The sequence below is a fragment of the Aquirufa aurantiipilula genome, from assembly GCF_019923745.1.
Taxonomy (GTDB): domain Bacteria; phylum Bacteroidota; class Bacteroidia; order Cytophagales; family Spirosomataceae; genus Aquirufa; species Aquirufa aurantiipilula.
The window spans coordinates 312,130-334,564 of record NZ_JAANOG010000003.1 but is presented as its reverse complement, the minus strand read 5'-3'; the positions used below and the strand labels follow the sequence as shown (position 1 = coordinate 334,564).

20 protein-coding genes and 1 tRNA gene are annotated in these 22,435 nt (G+C 39.4%); 13 read left to right on the top strand and 8 right to left on the bottom strand.

The annotated features are described in order from the left end of the window. Positions 1-24: 24 nt before the first annotated feature. From nrfD to G9H60_RS05080, 5 genes are all read right to left on the bottom strand, one after another. Complete coding sequence (nrfD, locus tag G9H60_RS05100) at positions 25-1,422, bottom strand: NrfD/PsrC family molybdoenzyme membrane anchor subunit (protein WP_109321983.1); 1,398 nt, start codon at positions 1,420-1,422, stop codon at positions 25-27. 32 nt (positions 1,423-1,454) lie between these two features. After that, positions 1,455-4,502: a TAT-variant-translocated molybdopterin oxidoreductase gene (locus G9H60_RS05095; protein ID WP_223143015.1), complete on the bottom strand. Its 3,048-nt coding sequence runs from the start codon at positions 4,500-4,502 to the stop codon at positions 1,455-1,457. 51 nt (positions 4,503-4,553) lie between these two features. Next, a complete protein-coding gene (locus G9H60_RS05090; protein ID WP_223143014.1) occupies positions 4,554-5,756 on the bottom strand; it encodes a cytochrome c3 family protein in 1,203 nt (400 codons plus the stop codon). 214 nt (positions 5,757-5,970) lie between these two features. Next, positions 5,971-6,041: transfer RNA gene (locus tag G9H60_RS05085), tRNA-Cys, on the bottom strand. Between the two features lie 195 nt (positions 6,042-6,236). Then, entirely contained in the window at positions 6,237-7,487 is a 1,251-nt protein-coding gene (locus tag G9H60_RS05080; protein ID WP_223143013.1) for a metallophosphoesterase, read from the bottom strand. A 142-nt stretch (positions 7,488-7,629) separates the two neighbouring features. Between G9H60_RS05080 and G9H60_RS05075 the strand changes: the two genes are divergently transcribed. Next, positions 7,630-8,421, top strand: coding sequence for a Rossmann-fold NAD(P)-binding domain-containing protein (locus G9H60_RS05075; RefSeq protein ID WP_223143012.1), 792 nt, complete (start codon positions 7,630-7,632; stop codon positions 8,419-8,421). Here the strand turns inward: G9H60_RS05075 and G9H60_RS05070 are convergent. Continuing rightward, positions 8,418-9,611, bottom strand: coding sequence for a M20 metallopeptidase family protein (locus tag G9H60_RS05070; protein WP_223143011.1), 1,194 nt, complete (start codon positions 9,609-9,611; stop codon positions 8,418-8,420). The two genes, G9H60_RS05075 and G9H60_RS05070, sit on opposite strands and share 4 nt — an antisense overlap. 111 nt (positions 9,612-9,722) lie before the next feature. Here G9H60_RS05070 and G9H60_RS05065 point away from each other — a divergent pair, with 111 nt between their 5' ends. Together G9H60_RS05065 and G9H60_RS05060 are read left to right on the top strand one after the other, a co-directional pair. Beyond that, a complete protein-coding gene (locus tag G9H60_RS05065; protein WP_223143010.1) occupies positions 9,723-10,238 on the top strand; it encodes an HNH endonuclease in 516 nt (171 codons plus the stop codon). 2 nt (positions 10,239-10,240) lie between these two features. Beyond that, positions 10,241-11,026 (top strand): DUF2520 domain-containing protein, encoded by a 786-nt coding sequence (locus G9H60_RS05060; protein ID WP_223143009.1) that lies wholly within the window; start codon positions 10,241-10,243, stop codon positions 11,024-11,026. Here the strand turns inward: G9H60_RS05060 and G9H60_RS05055 are convergent. Continuing rightward, the gene (locus G9H60_RS05055) at positions 11,019-11,504 is read right to left on the bottom strand and encodes a hypothetical protein (protein WP_223143008.1); all 486 of its coding nucleotides are present in this window, start codon (positions 11,502-11,504) and stop codon (positions 11,019-11,021) included. The genes G9H60_RS05060 and G9H60_RS05055 overlap by 8 nt on opposite strands. A 97-nt stretch (positions 11,505-11,601) precedes the next feature. Between G9H60_RS05055 and prfA the strand changes: the two genes are divergently transcribed. Then, positions 11,602-12,672, top strand: coding sequence for a peptide chain release factor 1 (prfA, locus tag G9H60_RS05050; protein ID WP_109321993.1), 1,071 nt, complete (start codon positions 11,602-11,604; stop codon positions 12,670-12,672). A 158-nt stretch (positions 12,673-12,830) separates the two neighbouring features. Here prfA and G9H60_RS05045 read toward each other — a convergent pair whose 3' ends face one another. Further along, positions 12,831-13,859, bottom strand: a complete 1,029-nt coding sequence (locus G9H60_RS05045; RefSeq protein ID WP_223143007.1) for a sensor histidine kinase — start codon at positions 13,857-13,859, stop codon at positions 12,831-12,833. A gap of 120 nt (positions 13,860-13,979) precedes the next feature. Between G9H60_RS05045 and purB the strand changes: the two genes are divergently transcribed. The 9 genes from purB (at position 13,980) to trpA (ending at position 22,315) form a co-directional block, all read left to right on the top strand. Then, positions 13,980-15,344, top strand: coding sequence for an adenylosuccinate lyase (purB, locus tag G9H60_RS05040; protein WP_223143006.1), 1,365 nt, complete (start codon positions 13,980-13,982; stop codon positions 15,342-15,344). A 4-nt stretch (positions 15,345-15,348) separates the two neighbouring features. Then, complete coding sequence (locus tag G9H60_RS05035) at positions 15,349-15,741, top strand: VOC family protein (RefSeq protein ID WP_223143005.1); 393 nt, start codon at positions 15,349-15,351, stop codon at positions 15,739-15,741. Positions 15,742-15,946: 205 nt separating this feature from the next. Then, positions 15,947-17,368, top strand: coding sequence for an anthranilate synthase component I family protein (locus G9H60_RS05030; RefSeq protein WP_223143004.1), 1,422 nt, complete (start codon positions 15,947-15,949; stop codon positions 17,366-17,368). Positions 17,369-17,374: 6 nt separating this feature from the next. Then, positions 17,375-17,938: an anthranilate synthase component II gene (locus G9H60_RS05025; protein WP_223143003.1), complete on the top strand. Its 564-nt coding sequence runs from the start codon at positions 17,375-17,377 to the stop codon at positions 17,936-17,938. Positions 17,939-17,941: 3 nt separating this feature from the next. Continuing rightward, positions 17,942-18,931 (top strand): anthranilate phosphoribosyltransferase, encoded by a 990-nt coding sequence (gene trpD / locus G9H60_RS05020; RefSeq protein WP_223143002.1) that lies wholly within the window; start codon positions 17,942-17,944, stop codon positions 18,929-18,931. A 1-nt stretch (position 18,932) separates the two neighbouring features. After that, entirely contained in the window at positions 18,933-19,721 is a 789-nt protein-coding gene (gene trpC / locus G9H60_RS05015) for an indole-3-glycerol phosphate synthase TrpC (RefSeq protein WP_223143001.1), read from the top strand. Between the two features lies 1 nt (position 19,722). Next, positions 19,723-20,340, top strand: coding sequence for a phosphoribosylanthranilate isomerase (locus G9H60_RS05010; RefSeq protein WP_223143000.1), 618 nt, complete (start codon positions 19,723-19,725; stop codon positions 20,338-20,340). 10 nt (positions 20,341-20,350) lie between these two features. After that, positions 20,351-21,535 carry a tryptophan synthase subunit beta gene (gene trpB / locus G9H60_RS05005; protein WP_223143055.1) on the top strand — a complete coding sequence of 395 codons (1,185 nt, stop codon included), beginning with the start codon at positions 20,351-20,353 and terminating at the stop codon, positions 21,533-21,535. Then, positions 21,536-22,315 (top strand): tryptophan synthase subunit alpha, encoded by a 780-nt coding sequence (trpA, locus tag G9H60_RS05000; RefSeq protein ID WP_223142999.1) that lies wholly within the window; start codon positions 21,536-21,538, stop codon positions 22,313-22,315. Positions 22,316-22,435: the final 120 nt, after the last annotated feature.

The following is a 22,435-nucleotide window of genomic DNA, read 5'->3' as shown; positions in this document are numbered from 1 at the left end:
TTTTAATTTCGAATTGCTAATAAATTATTCTTCGGTTTTTTTCGTAGCTTTTTTCTTTTCAGGGAAATTGCTTGATACACCTTTCATGACAGATTTCACCTCAGCCATATTAACTACAGGCAAATATTTAGCGAATAAGAAGAATAGGGTAAAGAATAAACCGAAAGAGAAAATGTAATCACCAATATCATACATAGTAGGAGAGAACATAGCCCATGAAGATGGTAAGTAATCTCTGTGTAAAGATGTTACGATAATCACAAAACGCTCAAACCACATACCTACGTTTACTACGATAGATAAGAAAAAGCTCACCATTAAATTGGTACGGATTGCTTTTGACCAGAATAATTGTGGAGAGATAACGTTACAAGTCATCATCATCCAATATGCCCACCAATAAGGACCTGTGGCACGGTTAATGAAGGCATAGCTTTCATATTCCACTCCAGAGTACCAAGCAATGAAGAACTCAGTTAAATAAGCAATACCTACTACTGAACCAGTTACCGTGATAACGATGTTCATCATTTCGATATGCTCAATGGTGATATAATCTTCTAATTTGAACACCACACGTGTGATTAACAAGAGTGTTTGTACCATAGCAAATCCTGAGAAAATCGCACCTGCCACGAAATAGGGAGGGAAGATTGTCGTATGCCATCCTGGAATGACAGAAGTTGCAAAGTCCATGGATACAATGGTGTGTACAGAAAGTACTAATGGGGTAGAGATACCGGCTAAAATTAAAGACATGTATTCATAACGAGCCCAAGTTTTAGATGAACCTGTCCAACCTAAACTGAACAAACCATACCAAAATTTACGTCCTTTCGTCGTAGCACGATCACGGATAGAAGCCAAATCAGGCACTAGACCCATGTACCAGAATAATAAAGAAACGGATAAATATGTCGAGATAGCAAATACGTCCCAAACCAATGGAGAGTTAAAGTTAACCCAAAGAGAACCAAATGCGTTGGGAAGTGGTAAAGCCCAATGAGCTAACCAAGGACGACCCATGTGGGCCAAAATGAAAGAAGCTGCACAAAGTACCGCAAAAATAGTCATCGCTTCCGCTGAACGGTTAATGGAGGTTCTCCATTTTTGACGGAATAATAACAATACGGCAGAAATCAAGGTACCGGCGTGACCAATACCAACCCACCATACGAAGTTGGTAATATCCCATGCCCAACCTACTGTTTTATTTAAACCCCAAACACCAATACCTTGCCACCAGGTATAGAATAGGCAGTAAGCTCCATAGATAAATACAATGGAAGATATACCGAAGGCCCATTTCCATTCTTTGGTGGGTTCCCCTTCTACCTGCTTGCAAATATCGTGGGTAACATCGGAATAAGATTTGCCACCAGTAACTAGTTTCTCTCTTATGGGTGATACAACGTGCGACATATTTTTATTTACTTTTTAATACGATTGAATAATTATGCTTCTTTTTTAACGTCCTTGTTACGAACCTTCATTAAGTAAGAGATGTTTGGCTTTACGTTAATCTCTTCGATTACACCGTAAGCCCTTCCTTCTTTCTCAACAGCTAATAATTTAGAAATTTCAGAAGCAGGATCGTTCATGTCACCAAAGGTAATCGCATTGGTAGGACAAGACTGAGCACAAGCAACCTGGATCTCTCCGTCGACTGGTCTTCTTTTTTCTTTCTTCGCAGTTAACTTACCTTCTTGGATACGTTGAACGCACATAGAACATTTTTCCATTACCCCACGTGAACGAACTGTTACGTCTGGGTTAATCACCATACGACCTAAGTCATTGTTGAAGTGGAAATCATATTCATCAGTTTGGTAGTAACGGAACCAGTTGAAACGACGAACTTTATACGGACAGTTGTTAGCACAGTAACGTGTACCAATACAACGGTTATATGTCATTTGATTTAGACCCTCAGTAGAGTGAGTCGTTGCTAATACCGGACAAACAGTCTCACAAGGAGCATTGTTACAGTGTTGGCAAAGCATTGGTTGGAATACAACCTCTGGATTATCTGAAGCTACTTCTAATCCTTTCAAATCTTCTACCTCAGCATCAGAAGAATAATAACGGTCAATACGCATCCAGTGCATTTCACGACGGTTGATGACCTCTTGACGACCTACTACTGGTACGTTGTTTTCAGCCGAACACGAAACGACGCAAGCTGAACAACCTGTACATGTATTTAAGTCAATCACCATTCCCCACGCGTGGTTGTTGTATTGGTGACCATTCCATAGAGTTAAATCAGTTGCATTTTTCTTGCCTTCTGATGTAGCTACTGTTGGGTTGAAACGACCAGATTGAGGATTCTTAACAAATTCTCCTAAAACAGTTTCTTGAACTACTGCCTGACGCGCCATCACTGTGTGGTGAGTTTGCGTTTGAGCAATGTCTTTGGTATCTCCTGTTGGACTTACTGATACTCCTGTTGTGCAAGTACCTACGCAAGCTCCATTGATTTCTGATATAAATGGATAGGCATTTACACCTACACCATCAGCTGATTTTCCAGCTTTTGTTCTACCGTATCCAATAGCGATAGCTACTGTATCTTGTGCTTGACCTGGTTGAACTAAAACAGGTAAGGTAACTTCATAACCTTTTGCAGCTACTTTAACTACATCTCCTTGTTTCAAGTTTAATTTCGTAGCTGTCGGCTGCGAAATGGATGCATAATTATCCCAGCATGCTTTGGATACTGGTTCAGGGAATTCTTGTAACCAAGGGTTATTGGCTTGAGAACCTGTTCCTAAACCTACTTTTTCATAAACTGATATTTCTAAGCCAGTTGAACTAGCCGAATATGCTTTAGATATTGCCGCTGCTGCTGCATTAGCATCTACAGATGGAACAGCTGAAGAAATACTTGCTGCATTGGGTTGGAATACACCATCATGCAAAGCATTTTTCCATTGTACAGCACCTGCTTTCAAGATATTGGATTCCCAATTACGCTCTAAATAAGCAGCATAATCGCCGTTCAAACCTGCCCAAGTTAATAAGCTGGATTGTGCTTGACGAGTTTTGAAAATGGTTGAGATTGTAGGCTGAGTTAATGAGTAGAATCCTGTTTTAGGCTCTGCATCATTCCATGATTCTAAATAATGAGAATCTGGAGCAATGAACTGGCACAAGGAAGCTGTTTCATCAGCACGTTCATTGGTTGCCAAACTTACTTCAACCTTAGGCAATGCAGCTGCTAATGCTGCGCCCATTGGGTGATTATATACCGGATTGGCATTGTAGAAAATAACAGCAGCTATTTTTCCAGCTCCTGCTTCTTTAATGAAATTAGCCATAGCCATATCATTACCTTGACGGTAATTAACAGCTACTCCTGTATTGATGGTTGCTCCATACGCTCCAACTAAGGCGTTGATAGCCACCACTACTTTTTGTACTTCTGGATCATTTGAACCAGCCACGACAATAGAAGCTCCTTTTGAAGCTACTAAATCTTTCGCAGCTTTATCTAAGTGATCTATTTTAACGGATGCACCTGCTAAAGCAGCTGCTCCTGTTAATTTAGCAACCGCATTGTATAAACTGATTACTACTAAACCTTCTTGAGATGGCTTGTATGCAGAACGGTAGTCAGCATTAGCACCTGTATTGGATAAGATTGTCTCAAATTGATAATGACGAGACATTTCTTTTTTACCGTCTTTTGCAGAACCTACACGGCGAGTTTCAGCCCATTGTGCTGCAAACTCCGTAGGAGCAACCCATGTACCTAAGAAATCAGCGCCCACAGAAACAATTGTTTTTGCTTTGCTGAAATCAATGCTTGGTAGGATGCCACCGTGCGCTTGGGTTAAACCGTAAGCTGGGTTTGCATCATATACGACATGTTGTGTTGTTGGATATTTTGCTGTGAATTCAGCAATTACTTTTTTCGTGCTTGGAGAAAGAATCGTATTGGATACAATTCTAATTTGTCCTCCTTTAGCGGCTACTGCAGCTAATTTAGCTATGAATTCTTTATCTAATTGAGCCCAATCAGCAGCTTTTGCACCAATTTGTGGACCTTTTAATTTCTCATTATCATAAAGACTCAATACGGAAGCATGTGCTCTACCAGAAAGAACTCCTTTAGAAACAGCAGAAAGTTTATTTCCTTCAATTTTGATAGGGCGACCTTCTCTTGTTTTAACTAAGATAGAAGCATATTCACCTCCATCTGTATACGTTGAAGCATACCAGTTAGCAATGGTAGGTTCTACATCTACTGGTTTGTTCAAGTAAGGAATGGTTTTCTTTACTGGAGCCTCGCATGCAGCTAATGAAACGGCTGCAACACCGAATCCCAACATTTTGAGAAAATCACGACGATGTGTTCCCGAACCATCCACTAGGGCTTCCCCTTTAGAATCGTTCTCCGATGGCATATTGCCAAATTCGTTGTGGATATTTTTTACAAACGATGGTTCATTGGTTAACTCCTCAATCCCTTTCCAATACCTCTTGTTCGAATTTTCCATATAATCTTTCTTATTCAGACTAAAATTGAATCTTTTATGACGCGTATACTATTAATAGTGGCACTTAGAACATTCTAAACCGCCAATGTTTTGTACTTTAAGGGGTGTTTTGCTGTCCTTATTGTGAACCTCAACCAACTTATCGTAATAGGCATTTCCCTTAGCGTTAACATCCGTATTACGGTGGCAATCAATACACCATCCCATGGTTAAAGTAGAACGTTGTTCTACTACTTCCATTTTTTCAATATCTCCGTGGCAGTTCTTACATTCCAAATTACCCACATTGGTGTGTTGTGAGTGATTGAAATAAGCTAAGTCTGGAAGATTGTGTACACGAACCCATTGAATTGGCTCGTCGTTTTCAAGTGCTTGATAGATTTTTTGAATCTCTGGAGACTCTCTCTTGATTGCGTTGTGGCAATTCATACAAATGTTGGCTGAAGGGACGTTAGCGCCTTTTCCTTCATAGACACCTGTATGGCAGTAGTTACAGTTGATTTGATACTGTCCTGCGTGTAATTTGTGAGAGAATTTAATCGGTTGCTCTGGGGCATAACCTTGGTGAATACCTACACCATATGCTGCATCAATGGTAGCTTTACCACCTAATAACAGTGCGAAGATGATGATACCCGTTTTCACTGCTGAATTAGCAGCTAATTTTTTAGCATTTTCAGCAATTCTTTTCATCAATGGAGCCTCAGAATCAGCCTCTCCACCACTTAATTTACTTAAAGTGCTTACGATAGATAATAAAGCAATCAATACAAAAACCATGATTACTAATAATCCTACTAATAATACTTCCATCATACCACCTGAACTAGCAGCAGCTGGCGCAGCAGCACCCGCTGGAGCAGCACCAGCAGCCGGAGCAGCAGGGGCAGCGTTAGAAGCATCGATATAAGCTATGATGCTTTTGATTTGACCTTCCGTGAAGTTAGGATATGGTGTCATAGCCGCCTTATTGAACTTATTGTACAATTCATTGGCATACTTATCACCTGAAGCAATAACCGCTTGTGGGTTGTGTACCCATTTAACGATCCATTCGATGGGTCTGCGTTCCCCAATACCTTTTAATCCTGGTCCTACAAGCACTTCATCTGTGCTACTGTGACATGCAGCACAGTTGTTTTTAAACAATGTTTCCCCTTCTGCAGCGTCTTGCGCTAAAGTCGCATATACTGATGCAAACAAAAACAGAAAAGAGAAAAGGAACTTAACGAGCGTAAAATTTTTGCGATTCATGTTTGAAAATCTCCTATTTATTCAGTCCGCAAAACTACAATTCGAATTTTTAGGAAACAATTTATTTGCCATTCAATTTCAGGAATTTTTAAGCTTTACCTGTCTATTTAGAATTTTTCAAAATAAGCCAAAGCTTAAATTTCAATATTTTGATAATAAATTGTACCTAAATCTCTTTAAATAAAAAAACCTCCCAGAATGGGAGGTTTTTGGGAGGTTTCGAGCGGATTCGAACCGCTGTAGAAGGTTTTGCAGACCTCTGCCTAGCCACTCGGCCACGAAACCATCGTTTTGGGGACACAAAATTAGGTCATTTTTGTGAAAATGCCAAGTGTTTTTTAATTGTTAAATCGATAGAATGGTATAATTAATTCATTTTAAGCCAAAATACATCAGGCAACCCTGCGTATTAAGCGTTGAGTTATTTTATTTTAGCAAGTTATTTTTTTCCAAATTCGTTTCAATTAGAAAGAATCTACCTTAACCTCTTGTCAAAGTAAATACCGAAATTTCTGGTGGCATGCCAACTCGTCCTGGATAACCAATGTACCCAAATCCACGGTTAACATACAATTGCTGTTTTCCTTCTTGATACAAACCTGCCCATTGCTTGTATACATATTGAGCTGGGGACCATTTGAAATCTCCTACTTTAACTCCGAATTGTGTGCCATGTGTGTGTCCTGCAAAGGCAACATCAATGTCATGGTACTTTTTCGTCACCTCGGCGTTCCAGTGTGTCGGATCATGAGAAAGTAATAATTTAGTGCTGGCCTCCTCGGTTCCTTGATGCGCCTTAGCTAAATTTCCATACCAAGGAAAACGGCCCACCCCAATGTTCTGAACCCCAATTAAAGCTAATTTCTCTCCTGACTCTTCAATGATTTTATTTTCATCCATCATCAGATTCCAGCCCATTAATTCATGAGCCTTCATCAAATCTTGAAGATTTTGTTTTTTCGCCTGTGGCGATTTCCATCTGACATAATCTCCATAATCATGATTCCCTAAGGTGCTATAAACACCCATGGGGGCATGTAACTTGGAAAACATTTGAAAGTAATCCTCTACCTCCGTAGCCTCATTATTGACTAAATCACCCGTAAAAAATAGTAAGTCGGCCTTCTCTTTCATTACCATATCGACTCCTCCTTGTACCGCCCTTTTATTGTAAAAACTCCCTGAATGTATATCTGATAGCTGGGCAATGCGTAGGCCATCAAATGCCTTGGGGAGGTTAGGGATTTTTAAACTAATTTTTTCAACTCGGTAATCATGTGCTCCTGAAAGGATTCCAAAAGTAAACGTAGCTGCAGGTACTGCGCCTACTACCAAAGCTGTCTTGGATAAAAACTCACTCCGACTAATCTGACCAGGTGCTGGTTCTCCCGGAATGATGTCTAAGTTTTTGTTGGTAAATGCCCAACGAATGATGCGAGTAATATCTTCAATGAACAGAAATATAACGACAAACAATTTTGAGACCACCGTAATCATGACACTAGCCATGAAGAAAGTGCGGATTGTTTTGTTCCAATAAGTCAATGGAAGGAAATTATATCCAATAATTCCGAATATGATACTAGCAGAAATGGTCCAATAAACCCATCGAATGATTTGTTGAGTGGATTGACTCTGTTGTTGAAAGCCCGTTTTGAACGCTTGCCATACATAATAGTCGATGGCAAGTATGACCAAACTCATGATCGGGATAAAAAGTAATTTATTCATGGCTTAATTTAGAATGGCAAGTAGAGGCAATCCGGGGAAATATCAAAAATAAAATGGATAAACGGCATTTATCCCTGGATAATCCTCGTTAATTTGCTGTCATTAACGGCTAACAGGGGTATTTTGTTCCCAAAGATCATTTATGTTTGATATTTCTATTCTTGGAGGAGGTTGGGTAGGTGTCCCTTTGGCGGAAAAACTAGCTTCATTGGGTTATTCTGTTAAAATAAGTCAATCATCTCAAACCAAATCAATTCATAATCCCAATATTTCATTAATTGATTGGAGAGCAGAGGTCAATTTGCCCCAATTGGCTTGGGAATCAATTTTGGATGCAAAGACGATTATTTGGACCATTCCACCTCGTCGAAAAGTCAATGGAGATCATTTTTACCTAGAAGTGTTAGCTGATTTTGTTCGAATATTGAACCCAAAAACGCATCAACAAGTAATTTTCCTTTCTTCTACTTCCGTATATAAAGCTGAAAACGCTGTCGTTAATGAAGCATCTGCTTTGGAAAACAATTTGATGTGCCAGGCAGAAGAAATCTTACATGGGCTTCACAGCCCCTTACTTTTATTAAGGTTGGGTGGATTGATGGGAGGAGAACGTTTTGTGTCCAAATATTTTGCAGGCAAGAATGTTCCAGCTGCCAATCATCCTGTCAATTATGTGCATCGGTTGGATGTGCTTGAAATAATCAATCAAAGTATAAAAAGTCAACTCCGTGGCGTATATAATGTAGTAGCACCATTGCATCCCATTAAATCTGAATTAGTTAAGTCGGAGTGCCAATTACGAGGATTGGAACTGCCTGTGGATTATCTTGAAGACAAGGAAGCCATAAAAGTAGTCAGTTCAGATAAATTAATCCAGGCACTGAATTATACATTTCAATACCCAGATCCTTTAACTTTCCCCATCGAAAACTAGGCTAGGCTTAACTCTTGAATAGCCAACCAAGCCATTAGTCCAGGCCCAACATGAAGTGCTTTTTCATCAATATTGAAGTTGGGAGTGTGGACACCATGAATAATGCCTTTGTCATCATTTCTAGTTCCTAAACGATAAAAGCAAGCATCCACATGGTGGGTATAAAAGGCAAAATCTTCTGCCGCCATCCAAATATCTAGGTCGATCACATTATCTGCTCCCATGTATTCGATAGCCGCTTCTTTCATACGTCGAGTTAATTCAGGATTATTTTTTAAGAAAGGATATCCTTTTAAAACAAAGAAATCACAAGAGCCTCCCATAGATTCCGCTATTCCTTCGGCCAATTTTTTCATTTTGGCCAATCCATCGGCTCTCCATTCTTCGTCCATGGCACGGAAAGTACCTTCAATCTTCACTTCATTGGGAATAACATTGGTGGCTCCTTCGGCTATGAATTTTCCAAAGCTTAATACCGAAGGGAGTCTTGGGTTTTTATTTCTAGAGATAATTTGTTGCATCGCAATAATGATATGCGAAGCAATCACAATAGGGTCAATGCATTGATCTGGCATCGCACCATGTCCACCTTTACCTTTTACGGTTAAATACAATTCATCTGCGCTGGCCATGTACATGCCTTCTCTAAATCCAACCTTACCCACCGGGATGTTGGTGGCCACATGTTGACCCAAAATACCCGCGGGACTTGGATTTTGTAGAGCACCTTCTTGAATCATGATGCTGGCACCTCCTGGTGCTTTTTCCTCAGCCGGTTGGAAAAGTAATTTGATGGTTCCTTCAAATTCATCTTTAACAGATTGCAAGATGCGAGCTGTTCCTAACAAAGATGAAGTATGGACATCATGGCCACAAGCATGCATCACACCTGGGTTTTGAGATTTATATGGAATATCATTTGTTTCTTGGATAGGCAATGCATCCATGTCGGCGCGTAATGCAACTACCTTCTTTGTTGGATTTTTACCTTCAATGATAGCGATAACACCGGTATTGGCTATACGCTGAGTTGGGATTCCTAGTTTATTCAATTGACTCTCCACATATACCTGTGTCTCGAATTCATGAAAGGAGAGTTCGGGGTGGGCATGCAAATGACGGCGTGTATCAATATTCGCATTGGCCTGTTGCTCAGCTAGTTCCTGTATCTTTTTTAGAAGGCTCGACATAATAAAATTTAATTTTTTACAAATCTACAAAATATTGCTTCAAAGAGTTTTTTTCTTAACTTTAAAGACAAGGGATGTGTAGGAGAGTATTCACCTTTAATCTTTTGTCCTATGAGTCGGAAAGTTTTAGTTTTAAACCAAGATTATAGTGCATTAACCATCTGTTCCATGCCGAAGGCCTTTCTATTGGTCTATCTTAATAAGGCGGAATTAGTGGCAGAATCAACCACCGAAAAACTTCATTCAATTTCACAGACTTTCCCATTCCCATCGGTGATTCGATTGAATCGATATGTTTATTTTCCTTACAAAGGAGTGATGTTAAGTCGACAAAATATTTTCAAGCGGGATGATAATATGTGCCAATATTGTGGATCCAAGGATCATTTAACCTTAGATCATGTGATGCCAAAATCCAGACAAGGTCGGACCTCTTGGGATAATTTAACTACGGCTTGTAAATATTGTAATTCTAAAAAAGGAGATCATACCCCTGAAGAGGCGGGGATGACTTTGAAGAGGCGACCATTTAAACCTTCCTTTGTTATGTTTTTGCGTAATTTTTCTGGAATTTTGGATCAACAATGGATTCCATTTGTCGGATCTAAAATGGAGCAAATCGTTTAAGCATGAATATTTCGTTTATTGGTTCTGGTCACGTGGCCTGGCATTTATCTCAGGCTCTTGAAAACGCAGGTCATAGTGTACAAGAAGTTTTTAGTCGAGACCCTGCTAAAGCCAAAGATGTAGTTAGTTATTTATACAATGCCAAAGTGCAGGAGCATTTGGATTTTTCGGAATCGAAATCGTCGGTCTTCTTTTTCTGTATACCTGATATAGCATACCCAACTGTTCTAAAGGAATTAATTCTCCCGAAATACGCTACTTTATTATTGGTATCAGGAACGGTCTTACTGGCCGAAGCTTCTATTTGGTATGACCCTGCCAGAGAAAGTACCAATCAAATAGCGATTTTCTTCCCGGTGCAACATTTGCAAAGTGGGAGAAAAATCAATTTGGGTCACATGCCTATTTGTTTAGAAGTGATGGTGGAGGAAACGGAACAAGTGCTAGTTCAATTAGCTCGTGACATTACAGATGCCATGTATTTAGTGAATGGCGAGGAAAGAAAGAAAATTTATCTGTCCATGCTTTTGGCTGGCGTATTTACCCAGCAACTTTGGGCAGAGGCTAGTCGTTTGCTTCATTCCATCGAATTAGATACGTCCTTACTTCAAGGATTGATACAAAATTATGTTCAGTCGTATTTCAAAAATTTACCAGTTTCCAATCAAATTGAAGCTAATGCTTTACAAGATGGTCGCTTAATGTTTGAGCAGCAAGGCTTTTTGTCGACTGTAGAACTTCAAGAAGTATACCGAAATATGGTTCAGCAGATTTTGAAAACTACTTAATCAAGGGTTTATCTATGTTCAAGACTATTTGAGATTTACTGAATCCCAATAAAATGACATCTTGTTTCTTATGGATAAAAATATAGAACAAGCTATCTCCTGAAGTGTTTTTCTGAATACTAGGAGGAATTTCTTGGTTCATGGATAAACTGTATTCTAAGGCGTCCAAGACTTCTTGAATCTTTTTATCCTTGTTTTGTTGTTTCAAATTAATGGCTTTGCCTGACTGTATTCTAATTTGAAATTGCTTAGCGATACTATCTAAACTCAATTTATTTGAAGGGCTTTCAATCATCGCTTGAACTTCTTGTCCCCAGGTGTCGGCTTTGTTGGTAATGTCTTGGGGAAGAATTCGCTTTACTTGTCGACTTTTCATTTCCTTAACCGCTGCCGTGGTATCGATGCGTTTTGAGAAATCACAAGATTGAAGAGAAAGGATACTTAAAACAAGGCAAGTTAAAACAAGCGATTTTTTCATGGGATTGATTTGATGTGCAAAGGTATTCCATCCAAGCAGAAAGGGCAATGAATTTAATTGTTATCTTTGCGGGGAATTTTAAAAATATTATACGAGTATGTTGGAGCAGCTGGAGGCTATTAGGGAAAGATTTTTAGAGGTAGAGCAACAAATTGCCATGCCTGAGATCGTTTCTGATTTAAAGAAATTCAAAACTTTAAGTAAAGAATACAAGGATTTACAGAAGATTGTAGATCAATATATGGCCTATCAAAATTTATTGAAATCCATTGAAGAAGCTAAAGATGTTATTGCCACAGAGAAGGATGAGGATTTTAGAGATATGGCAAAAGCGGAATTGGAAACTTTAGTTCCTCAAGAAAAGGAAATGCAAGAGGAACTTAAGGAAATGTTAATTCCTAAAGATCCAAATGATTCAAAAGACTGTATTTTGGAAATTCGTGGTGGTACAGGTGGGGATGAGGCATCCATTTTTGCTGGTGATTTGTTTCGTATGTATCAGCGATATGCAGAAAAGATGGGTTGGACATTCCAAATCATGGATTTTACAGAAGGTACAGCTGGAGGCTTTAAAGAGATTATTGTTTCTGTTCAAGGTGAGGATGTTTACGCCAAATTGAAATTTGAATCAGGGGTTCATCGTGTACAACGTGTTCCCGCAACGGAATCTGCTGGAAGAATTCACACATCAGCCGCCACCGTAGCGGTGATGCCTGAAGCGGATGAAGTAGATGTTCAAATTAATATGAATGATATTCGTAAAGATACATTCTGTTCTTCTGGTGCAGGTGGTCAGTCGGTCAACACGACCTACTCTGCTGTACGTGTAACGCACATTCCATCGGGTTTGGTGGTACAATGTCAAGATGAAAGATCTCAAATTAAGAACTTTGACAAGGCCATGACGGTGTTGCGTTCTAGATTATATGAGATTGAGTTAGAGAAAAGAAATGCTGAAATAGCTGGAAATAGAAAATCCATGGTTGGATCTGGAGATAGATCAGATAAAATCAGAACTTATAATTACCCCCAAGGTCGTGTTACGGATCACCGCATTGGTTTAACAGTGTATAATTTACCAGTGGTAATGGATGGCGAAATCGCTGAATTTATTGAACAATTGCGAATTGCAGAAAACGCAGAGCGATTGAAAGAAGGCTCGATGTAAAAGAGTTGATTATTTTAAAATGAATCGGGCTCAGGTTTAAACCTGAGCCCGATTTTTTTATCAAGTAAGTGATTGAAATATAGAAACAAAAGGGGAGAAAAAAATGTTAAACCGCCAACGCTGTCAAGGTTTTAAACCTTGACAGCGTTAGGTTTTTTTTAAGCCTTATCCAATTTAAATTGAAAGGAGGTTCCTTTGTCTACTTTGGAAAATACGGCAATCTTACTATTGTGGGCTTGGATGATATGTTTTACAATGGATAATCCTAAGCCGGAACCTCCACTCATTTTAGCCCTACTTTTATCTACCCGATAGAACCTTTCGAACAAGCGGGGTAAATGTTCTGCAGGTATGCCTGGTCCATTATCCTTGACCATGATTAAAAATGCCTTTTTCTTCTCTTCTAAATGAACCGTTACTTTGCCGTCTTGATGGCCATATTTGATTCCGTTATCTATTAAATTCACCAATACTTGGCTAATTCGCTGATAGTCAGCTTTGACTAACACTGGGCCATGGTGGCCAATCAATTTCAATTCGATGTTTTTAGCTTTAGCCTTGGCTTCTAATTGTTCAAATATCTCAATGACCAATGGTTTTAAATCGAGTGCTCTTTTGTCAATTTTGATCGCTCCTGTTTCTATTTGAGATACTGTTAATAAATCTTTTACCAAGATATCTAGCCCATCCAAACTCTTTGCTGCTTTTTCTAAAAATCGTTTTCTGATTTCAGGGTCCTCTTCAGGATTATCCAGCAGAGTATGAACAAAACCTTGGGCTGCAAAAATGGGTGTTTTTAATTCATGTGAAACATCCGCTAAGAATTCTTGGCGGTACTTAGCCGCTTTCTTTAATTCTTTAACCTCATCTTCCTTGGTCGTCACATAGGAGTTTAATTCCTCCTTTAATAACTCAATGGGATTCTCTTTTTCGATTAATTGTTTGCGGGGAATAACAGAAAAATTCTTCTTTTTAATCTGTTTGATGCGGTCGTATAATTTATTGACTTCTTTAAACACGAGGTTGTCTAAAGCAAAATAAATAACGGCACTTCCAAAGATAAAGGCACTTATAAAGCAGACAAAAAGTATGGTGAAATCGGTATTGGGCAAAAAAGAAAGAAAAGAGGTACATACCCCAGCAATCACAAAGGCCAGTAATAAGGAAAGGTATCTAGGGCTTAACATGCTTTATTTTTGTTTTCAAGTTACAATTTATATTTCTTTTGGGGAATCATGTGCCCAATTGTTTTAGTATAATCAGGTTTTACGCACATTTTCGTACCTTTGCGCTTTACAAAAAATACCATGGAATTAAATCGCTTAAGTGCTATCTCTCCCGTTGATGGACGTTATCGCAAACAAACGGAAGTCTTATCTCCTTATTTTTCAGAATTTGGATTAATTCAATACCGTGTTCGAGTGGAAATCGAATATTTCATTGCTTTATGCGAAATTCCATTGGCTCCATTGGCTAGTTTTCCTGCGGCAGCCATTCCTGCTTTGCGCGGTTTATACCAAAACTTTTCTGAGCAAGATGCACTTTGGATTAAAGAAAAAGAAAAAGAAACCAATCACGATGTCAAAGCAGTTGAATACTTCATTAAAGATAAGATAGCTGGATTTAGTGAATTTGGAGATTTAACGGACTACCTGGAATTTATTCACTTTGGCTTAACGTCTCAAGATATTAATAATACGGCGATTCCTGTTTCCATATTGGAGGCTCATCGTGCTGTCATTTTACCTGCATATTTACAAGTGAAAGAGCAATTGGCTCTCGTAGCGAAGGCCTGGAAGGATATTCCTATGTTGGCACACACCCATGGACAACCCGCTTCTCCTACTCGTTTGGGTAAGGAAATTCAGGTATTTGTAGAACGCCTAGAAAGACAATTGGAGCTTTTGGCTCAAGTCCCTTTTACTGGAAAGTTTGGAGGAGCCACAGGTAATTTTAATGCACATCATGTAGCATTTCCTGAGATTCATTGGCCGGAATTTGGAGCTAATTTATTGGAAAATAAATTGGGGATTCAGCGTAGTAAATACACCACTCAAATTGAGCATTACGATAATTTAGCTGCCTATTTTGATGGATTAAAGCGTTTAAATACCATCCTAGTAGATTTGGCTCGAGATATTTGGTCTTATGTTTCCATGGGTTATTTCAAACAAAAAATCAAAGCTGGTGAAATCGGTTCTTCTGCCATGCCCCACAAGGTGAATCCTATCGATTTTGAAAATGCGGAAGGAAACTTAGCTATTGCTAATGCTTTATTGGAATTTTTATCTGCCAAATTGCCTATTTCTCGCTTGCAAAGAGATTTGACGGATTCTACTGTTCTTAGAAATGTTGGAACGCCATTGGCACACATCCTTATTTCCTTGACTTCGCTTCAAAGAGGTTTGGGTAAATTGGAGCTTAATGAAGCTAAGATTCACCAAGATTTAGAAGAAAATTGGGTGGTTATAGCTGAAGCGATTCAAACCGTTTTACGTCGAGAGTCTTATCCAAAACCCTATGAAGCTTTAAAAGAATTGACACGTCATCATGGAAAGATAGATCAAGCCGTATTTCAACAATTTATTCAGGGATTAGCTGTTTCAGAAGCAATAAAGGCTGAATTGTTATTGATATCTCCATTTAATTTTGTGGGAAGAGACGAAAACTAAGCGCATGAATCAACGAATTGCACAAATTTCTCTAGTGGTGGATGATTATGATGAGGCCATCGCTTTTTATACACAAAAGCTAGGTTTTGAATTGTTGGAAGACACCGTTATGAGTCCGACAAAACGCTGGGTAGTTGTTACACCTGTGGGAGAGGGTTCTTGTCAATTGTTGTTAGCAAAAGCAGCAAATGAAGAGCAGAAATCCCGCGTAGGCAATCAAACTGGCGGAAGAGTTTTCTTGTTTTTACATACGGAAGATTTTGACCGAGATTATCAAAATTTAGTACAAAAGGGTGTTCAAATAATCCGAGAAGCCAGTGTTGAGGAATATGGAAAAGTGGCCGTTTTTGCTGATTTATATGGCAATTTATGGGATTTAGTAGAAAGGAATGCCTAGTTTTTTTATCTTGAAATTTTGATTTACCATATTTCAGATTACATTTGCATCAAATTATTATAGAAATGACTAAAACAACATACAACAAAAACTGGTGGCAAGGCTAAAATTTCCTTGAACAGTTTTGCTGTGTGTATATGATATGTTTTACTCAAGGCTTGCTGTTCCCAGTAAGCCTTTTTATTTTAATTTTGCCGATAGCCTCATGTCCAGTTCAAATACATTTACCATTCATACCACTAGGAAGACCTTGTTAGCAGACACGTTAACACCCATTGGTATTTTCTTGAAAATCAGAAAAAATTATAAAAATTCTGTCATCTTAGAAAGTGCTGATTACCACGGTCGTGAACATGGTTTTTCTCATATAGCTTTTGATCCTGTTGCTAGTTTTGTTTTGGATCAGCAGCAAGTCACACAGACTTTTCCTGACGGAACAGTTGAAACCTTCCGATTAGAAAATCCAAAGGATGCCGTGAAGGTCCTACAACGTTTTTCCTCACGTTTTGTATATCAAAAGGAGGCGGGAGATTCGCCCATGTCCAATGGACTGTTTGGTCACATCAGTTACGATGCGGTCACCTATTTTGAAGATATTCAGATACAGGATAAAAATCCAGAAACAGCTATTCCTTCCATTCGCTATTATGTGTATCGCTATGTGGTGGCATTGAACCATTTCAATAACCAAATGACTTGGTATGCTCACAGTTATTTGGAAGGAGAAAAGCCTAATTTGGATGCTGTAGCCTATCATTTAGAGATGCCACATTATACCTTAGAGGCATTTAAGCGCGTGGGTGATGAACAAAGTAATTTAACGGAAGCTCAAACGGAAGAGATTGTCAAGACTTGCATCAAGCATTGTTTACGTGGGGATGTATTTCAAATTGTGCCTTCCAGAAGGTTTAGTCAGAATTTTACAGGAGATGATTTTCAGGTTTATCGTGCATTGCGTTCAGTAAATCCTTCCCCCTATTTGTTCTTTTTTGATTATGAACAATACCGAATTTTTGGAGCTTCGCCTGAGAAACAAATTAAAATAGATCATGATTTGGCAGAAATTCACCCCATTGCTGGAACATTCAGACGTACAGGGGATGATGCGCGGGATGCAGAGCTTGCACAAGCTCTAATCGCAGATCCTAAAGAATCAGCTGAACATGTGATGTTGGTGGATTTGGCCAGAAACGATTTGAGTAGAAGTGCAGATAATGTGAAAGTAGAGACTTTTAAAGAAGTGCAATTCTTTTCTCATGTGATACATTTAGTGTCTAAGGTGACAGGAACCTTGCAAAAAGGAGTAAATCCTTTGCAAATGGTTGCTGATACCTTTCCTGCAGGAACGTTGAGTGGAGCACCTAAGCACAATGCCATGACGATTATCAATCGTTTGGAACCAACCAACCGCCATATTTATGGAGGTGCCATCGGTTTTATGGATTTTGAAGGCAATTTTAATCATGCCATCGCTATTCGAACCTTTTTAAGTAAAGGAAATACCTTGTTTTATCAAGCAGGGATGGGTGTGGTAGCTAAATCCGTAGTAGCCAGTGAAATGCAAGAGATACACAACAAATTAGCTGCGCTGAAAAAGGCCTTGGATGTAGCTGAAAATTTAGCATAAGAAGCCATGAAAGTATTAGTAATAGATAATTATGATTCATTTGTATACAATTTGGTATACTTATTGAAAGAGATTGGGGCTGAAGTGGATGTTTTCAGAAATGATAAAATAGCCTTAGAAGAAGTAAAGGCATATGACCATATTTTATTATCTCCAGGTCCTGGTATTCCATCTGAAGCTGGCATTATGCTGGATTTATTAAAAGAATATGCTCCATCCAAACGAATTTTAGGAGTTTGCTTGGGACATCAAGCTATAGCGGAATCTTTTGGTTCCACTTTGCAGAATATGGGAGAGGTTTTGCACGGAGTAACGACTGAATGCGTAGTTACAGATCCTACAGAAAGATTATTTAAAGGGATTCCTTCTCGGTTTGAAGTTTGTCGTTACCATTCTTGGACGGTCATTCCAGAAAGCATGCCTGCAGATTTAAAAATTACGGCAGTGGATGATAAAGGATATGTAATGGCGGAGGCTCATCAGACATTTGATGTCCGAGGAGTGCAGTTTCACCCAGAGGCATATTTAACGCAACATGGTTTGCAAATGATTAAAAATTGGATTCAATAAAACATGAAAGATATATTAAGTAAACGAGTTCAGGGGTATTCCTTAACCGAGGTAGAAGCAAAAGAGTTACTGTTGCGCGTAGGTCAAGGAGGTATCAATCCAAGTCAAATTGCGGCATTTTTAGCAAGTTATTGGTACACACCTATTCAGGTTCAAGAGTTAAAGGGATTTGTTTCCGCCATGATGGATTTGGCTGTGACCATTGATTTGACGGACTTTGATGCCATGGATGTATGCGGTACCGGTGGCGATGGGAAAGATACTTTTAATGTTAGTACGACTTCCTCATTTGTGGTGGTGGGTGCAGGACAAAAGATTGCGAAGCACGGTAACCATGGAGTTTCTTCTGCGGTAGGATCTTCTACTGTATTGGAGTTTTTAGGGGTTAAGTTCAGTAATGATCCTAGCTATTTAAAACGTAAGATGGAATCATCGGGAATCTGTTTTTTACACGCTCCCTTATTTCATCCTGCCATGCGCCACGTTGGGCCTATTCGAAAAGAATTAGGTATGAAGACATTTTTCAACCTATTAGGGCCATTGATGAATCCTGCATTGGTTAGTAAACAGCTTACTGGGGTATATTCCAAGGAAGTGTATGACTTATTTGTGCAATTTTATGCTTCTGGGCCGAAGAAGTTTGGTATCGTTTTTGGCGAAGATGGATATGATGAAATATCATTAACCAGTTCTTTTTTGTTGACTACGAAAGAAGGTGAAACGCGTTATCTCCCAGGCGATTTTGGTTGCGAAACTTTTCAATCTCAGGATTTAAGCGGAGGTTCAAATGTAGAGCAGTCAGCGGATATGTTGTATAAAATATTGCAAAGACAGGGGACGCCCGCTCAAACCCAAGTGGTTTTGGCCAATGCTGGCGCTGCTTTGCTCGTTGCAGAAAAGGTTAATAATTTATCGGATGGGTATTTGATGGCCAAAGAGTCTTTGGAAAGTGGAAGAGCTTTTCAGGTTTTCAAGAAATTTATCATGGATTAAGATGAGTATTTTAGCTACAATTTTAGATTCCAAAAGAAAAGAAGTTGCGGAAAGGAAATCTCGCATTTCCATGAGTGCATTGGAGAAAACTGGATTCTTTGCGCGCAATTGCCACTCTTTGTCGATGTCTTTGACACAACCTGCATCTACTGGTATTATTGCAGAGTTTAAGCGAAAATCACCATCCAAAGGAGTAATTAATGATCGTTTAACAGTAAAAGAAGTGACCCAGGCTTATGCAGCTGCTGGTGCAGCTTGTTTATCTGTATTAACGGATGGCCCATTTTTTGGAGGAACAGATCAAGATTTTGAAGAGGCTCGTCGGGCTAATCCCCATACGCCAATACTTCGTAAGGACTTTATGGTCGATGAATACCAAATTGTGGAGGCAAAAGCCATGGGTGCCGACGTGATTTTGTTGATAGCAGCGGCATTGAGTCCCCAGGAGATTAAGCAATTGGGGGCATTAGCACGATCATTGGGTATGGAAACATTGTTGGAAGTACATGATGAAGAAGAATTGAATCGAAGTTTGGGAGACTATATTTCGGTAGTCGGTGTGAATAACCGTAATTTGAAGAATTTTGCTGAGCAGAATGTGGAGGCATCCAAACGATTGGCAGAAAAAATACCTGCCACTTGTATTAAGGTATCTGAAAGTTGCATTTCGAGTTCCCAAATTATCCAAGAATTACGGGGTTACGGATACAAAGGATTTTTGATAGGAGAGAGTTTTATGAAAACGGATGCTCCAGGAAAAGCATTATTGGATTTTTTAAATCGAGGCTAAGATGAAATGGAAGGTTTGCGGCATGCGGGAAATGGAGAATACCCAGGAAGTGGCCAAGCTCAAGCCAGACTATATGGGATTTATTTGGGCAGAAGCATCTCCCAGGTATGTAGGGGAAGATTTTGTGATACCCCTTGAAATGTTGAGAGAAACTATTCCTGTGGGTGTTTTTGTGAATCGAGCTGTTGATAGCATCATCGACTTATCTAGAAAAGCTGGATTTACTTGGGTTCAGTTGCATGGAGAGGAAAAGGATGAAGAGATTTTGGCATTGAAAAAAGCCGGTTTAACGGTGATTAAGGCCATCTCGGTGTCAGATCCTCAGGATGTGAAAGATTTGAGTTTAACTCCTGATTTTTATTTATTTGATACTAAAAAAGGCCAGCAAACCGGTGGAACTGGTCAGCGATTTGATTGGGATATATTGGCTGCATATACTGTCGGAAAACCTTTTATTTTGGCAGGCGGTTTAAGTAAGGAGAATTTGGAGGAGGCAATAGAATTAAGTAAAAAATATTCAATTCATGCCCTGGATTTTAACAGTAAAGTGGAGATCAAGGCTGGGTTGAAAGATGTACAAGAAGTAAGGGAAATTTCGGAAATATTAGCAGAACATTAGCATTATGGCAATGACTTACCAAGTAGACGACAAAGGTTATTATGGGGAATTTGGCGGGGCATTTATTCCCGAGATGCTTTATCCCAATGTGGAGGAGCTCAGAACGCATTACCTTGATATTATTCAGGAACCTTCTTTTCAACAAGAGTTTCATGAGTTATTGAGGGATTTTGTGGGTAGACCTACTCCTCTGTTTGAGGCAAAAAGGTTGTCGGAGAAATACCAAACCCAGATTTATTTGAAAAGAGAAGACCTTTGTCATACTGGCGCTCACAAAGTAAATAATACCATTGGGCAGATTTTAGTAGCCAAGAAATTGGGCAAAAATAAGATTGTGGCTGAGACGGGTGCTGGCCAACATGGCGTAGCCACAGCGACAGTTTGTGCATTGATGGGTATGGAATGTATTGTTTACATGGGGGCAATTGACATTCAACGTCAGGCACCTAATGTGGCAAGAATGAGAATGTTAGGGGCACAGGTGGTAGCTGCTGAATCCGGCTCAAAGACGTTAAAAGATGCTACAAATGAGGCTATGCGCCATTGGATTAATAATCCTGTGGATACGCATTACATCATAGGCTCTGTGGTTGGACCTCATCCTTATCCAGATATGGTAGCAAGATTTCAATCGGTGATTTCAGAGGAAATAAAGGCTCAATTGACGGAAAAAGTGGGTAGAAATTATCCAGATTATGTATTGGCTTGCGTAGGAGGAGGATCAAATGCCGCCGGAGCTTTTTATCATTATTTAAATGAACCAAGAACCCAATTGGTGGCTGCTGAGGCAGCTGGACAGGGAGTGGGGACTGGACATTCTGCTGCGACCACTTTTTTAGGGAAGTCGGGCGTTTTACATGGCAGTAAGAGTTTGTTAATGCAAACAGAGGATGGGCAAGTGATAGAACCATATTCTATTTCGGCTGGATTGGACTACCCGGGAATTGGACCGATGCATGCTCATTTATTTAAAACGGGTCGCGCGCAATTTTATGACATCACAGATGAGGAGGCTTTGGTTTCTGCATTGGAATTAAGTCAATTAGAGGGTATTATTCCTGCTTTGGAATCAGCCCATGCCTTGGCGGTATTGCCTAAATTACAGGCTAAGCCTACCGAAATAGTAGTGATTAATTTATCGGGTAGAGGAGATAAGGATTTGGCGACCTACCAACAAAGATTAAATTTAGTTTAGATGAATCGAATTTCAGCAGTTTTTGAATCGGCGAAAGGCCCTATATTAAATGTGTATGCTACGGCAGGTTTCCCAAAATTGGGTGATACGATGACCGTGTTGGAGGCGCTTCAAGAAGGAGGAGCAGATATCATTGAGATTGGTATGCCCTATTCTGATCCTGTAGCAGATGGCGAAACCATTCAGCAGTCCAACCAGGTTTCTTTGGACCAAGGAATGACAGTAGCCTATTTATTTGAGCAATTGAAGGATTTGAGATCAAAAGTTCAGGTTCCAGTTTTGTTGATGGGATATATCAACCCTGTTTTGCAGTTTGGAGTGGAGAAGTTTTGTCAAAAATGCCAAGAAGTGGGAGTCGATGGGCTGATTTTACCCGATTTGCCTATGGCTGAATACGAGTTGGAATATCAAGAAATATTTGAACGATATGGTTTGTTTAATATCTTTTTGATTACGCCACAAACGGCAGATGAGCGCATTAGACAGATTGATTCAGTCAGTAAGGGTTTTATTTATATGGTATCTTCAGCAAGTACCACGGGTGCTAAAACGGGGATTAGTTCTGAGCAGGAGGTGTATTTTGAAAGAATTAATCGGATGAACTTGAAAAATCCTCGATTGATTGGGTTTGGCATTTCAGATCGAGAGAGCTTTTTGAAAGCTTCTACTTCTGCTTCGGGGGCCATTATTGGTAGTGCTTTTGTGAAGTTATTGGCTAAGTCGAGTCATTTGAGAGAGGATATTGTGGCATTTGTACGTGGGATAAAAGGACTGAATTAATTCACAATTTTTTGACTAACAGTTTTTTAGAAAAAATAAATTTTCTATCTTTGCAACCCAAATCAGTGAGCCTTATGTACGATTGGACCGCTAAGCACTGATAATCACCAAAGTTTGAAC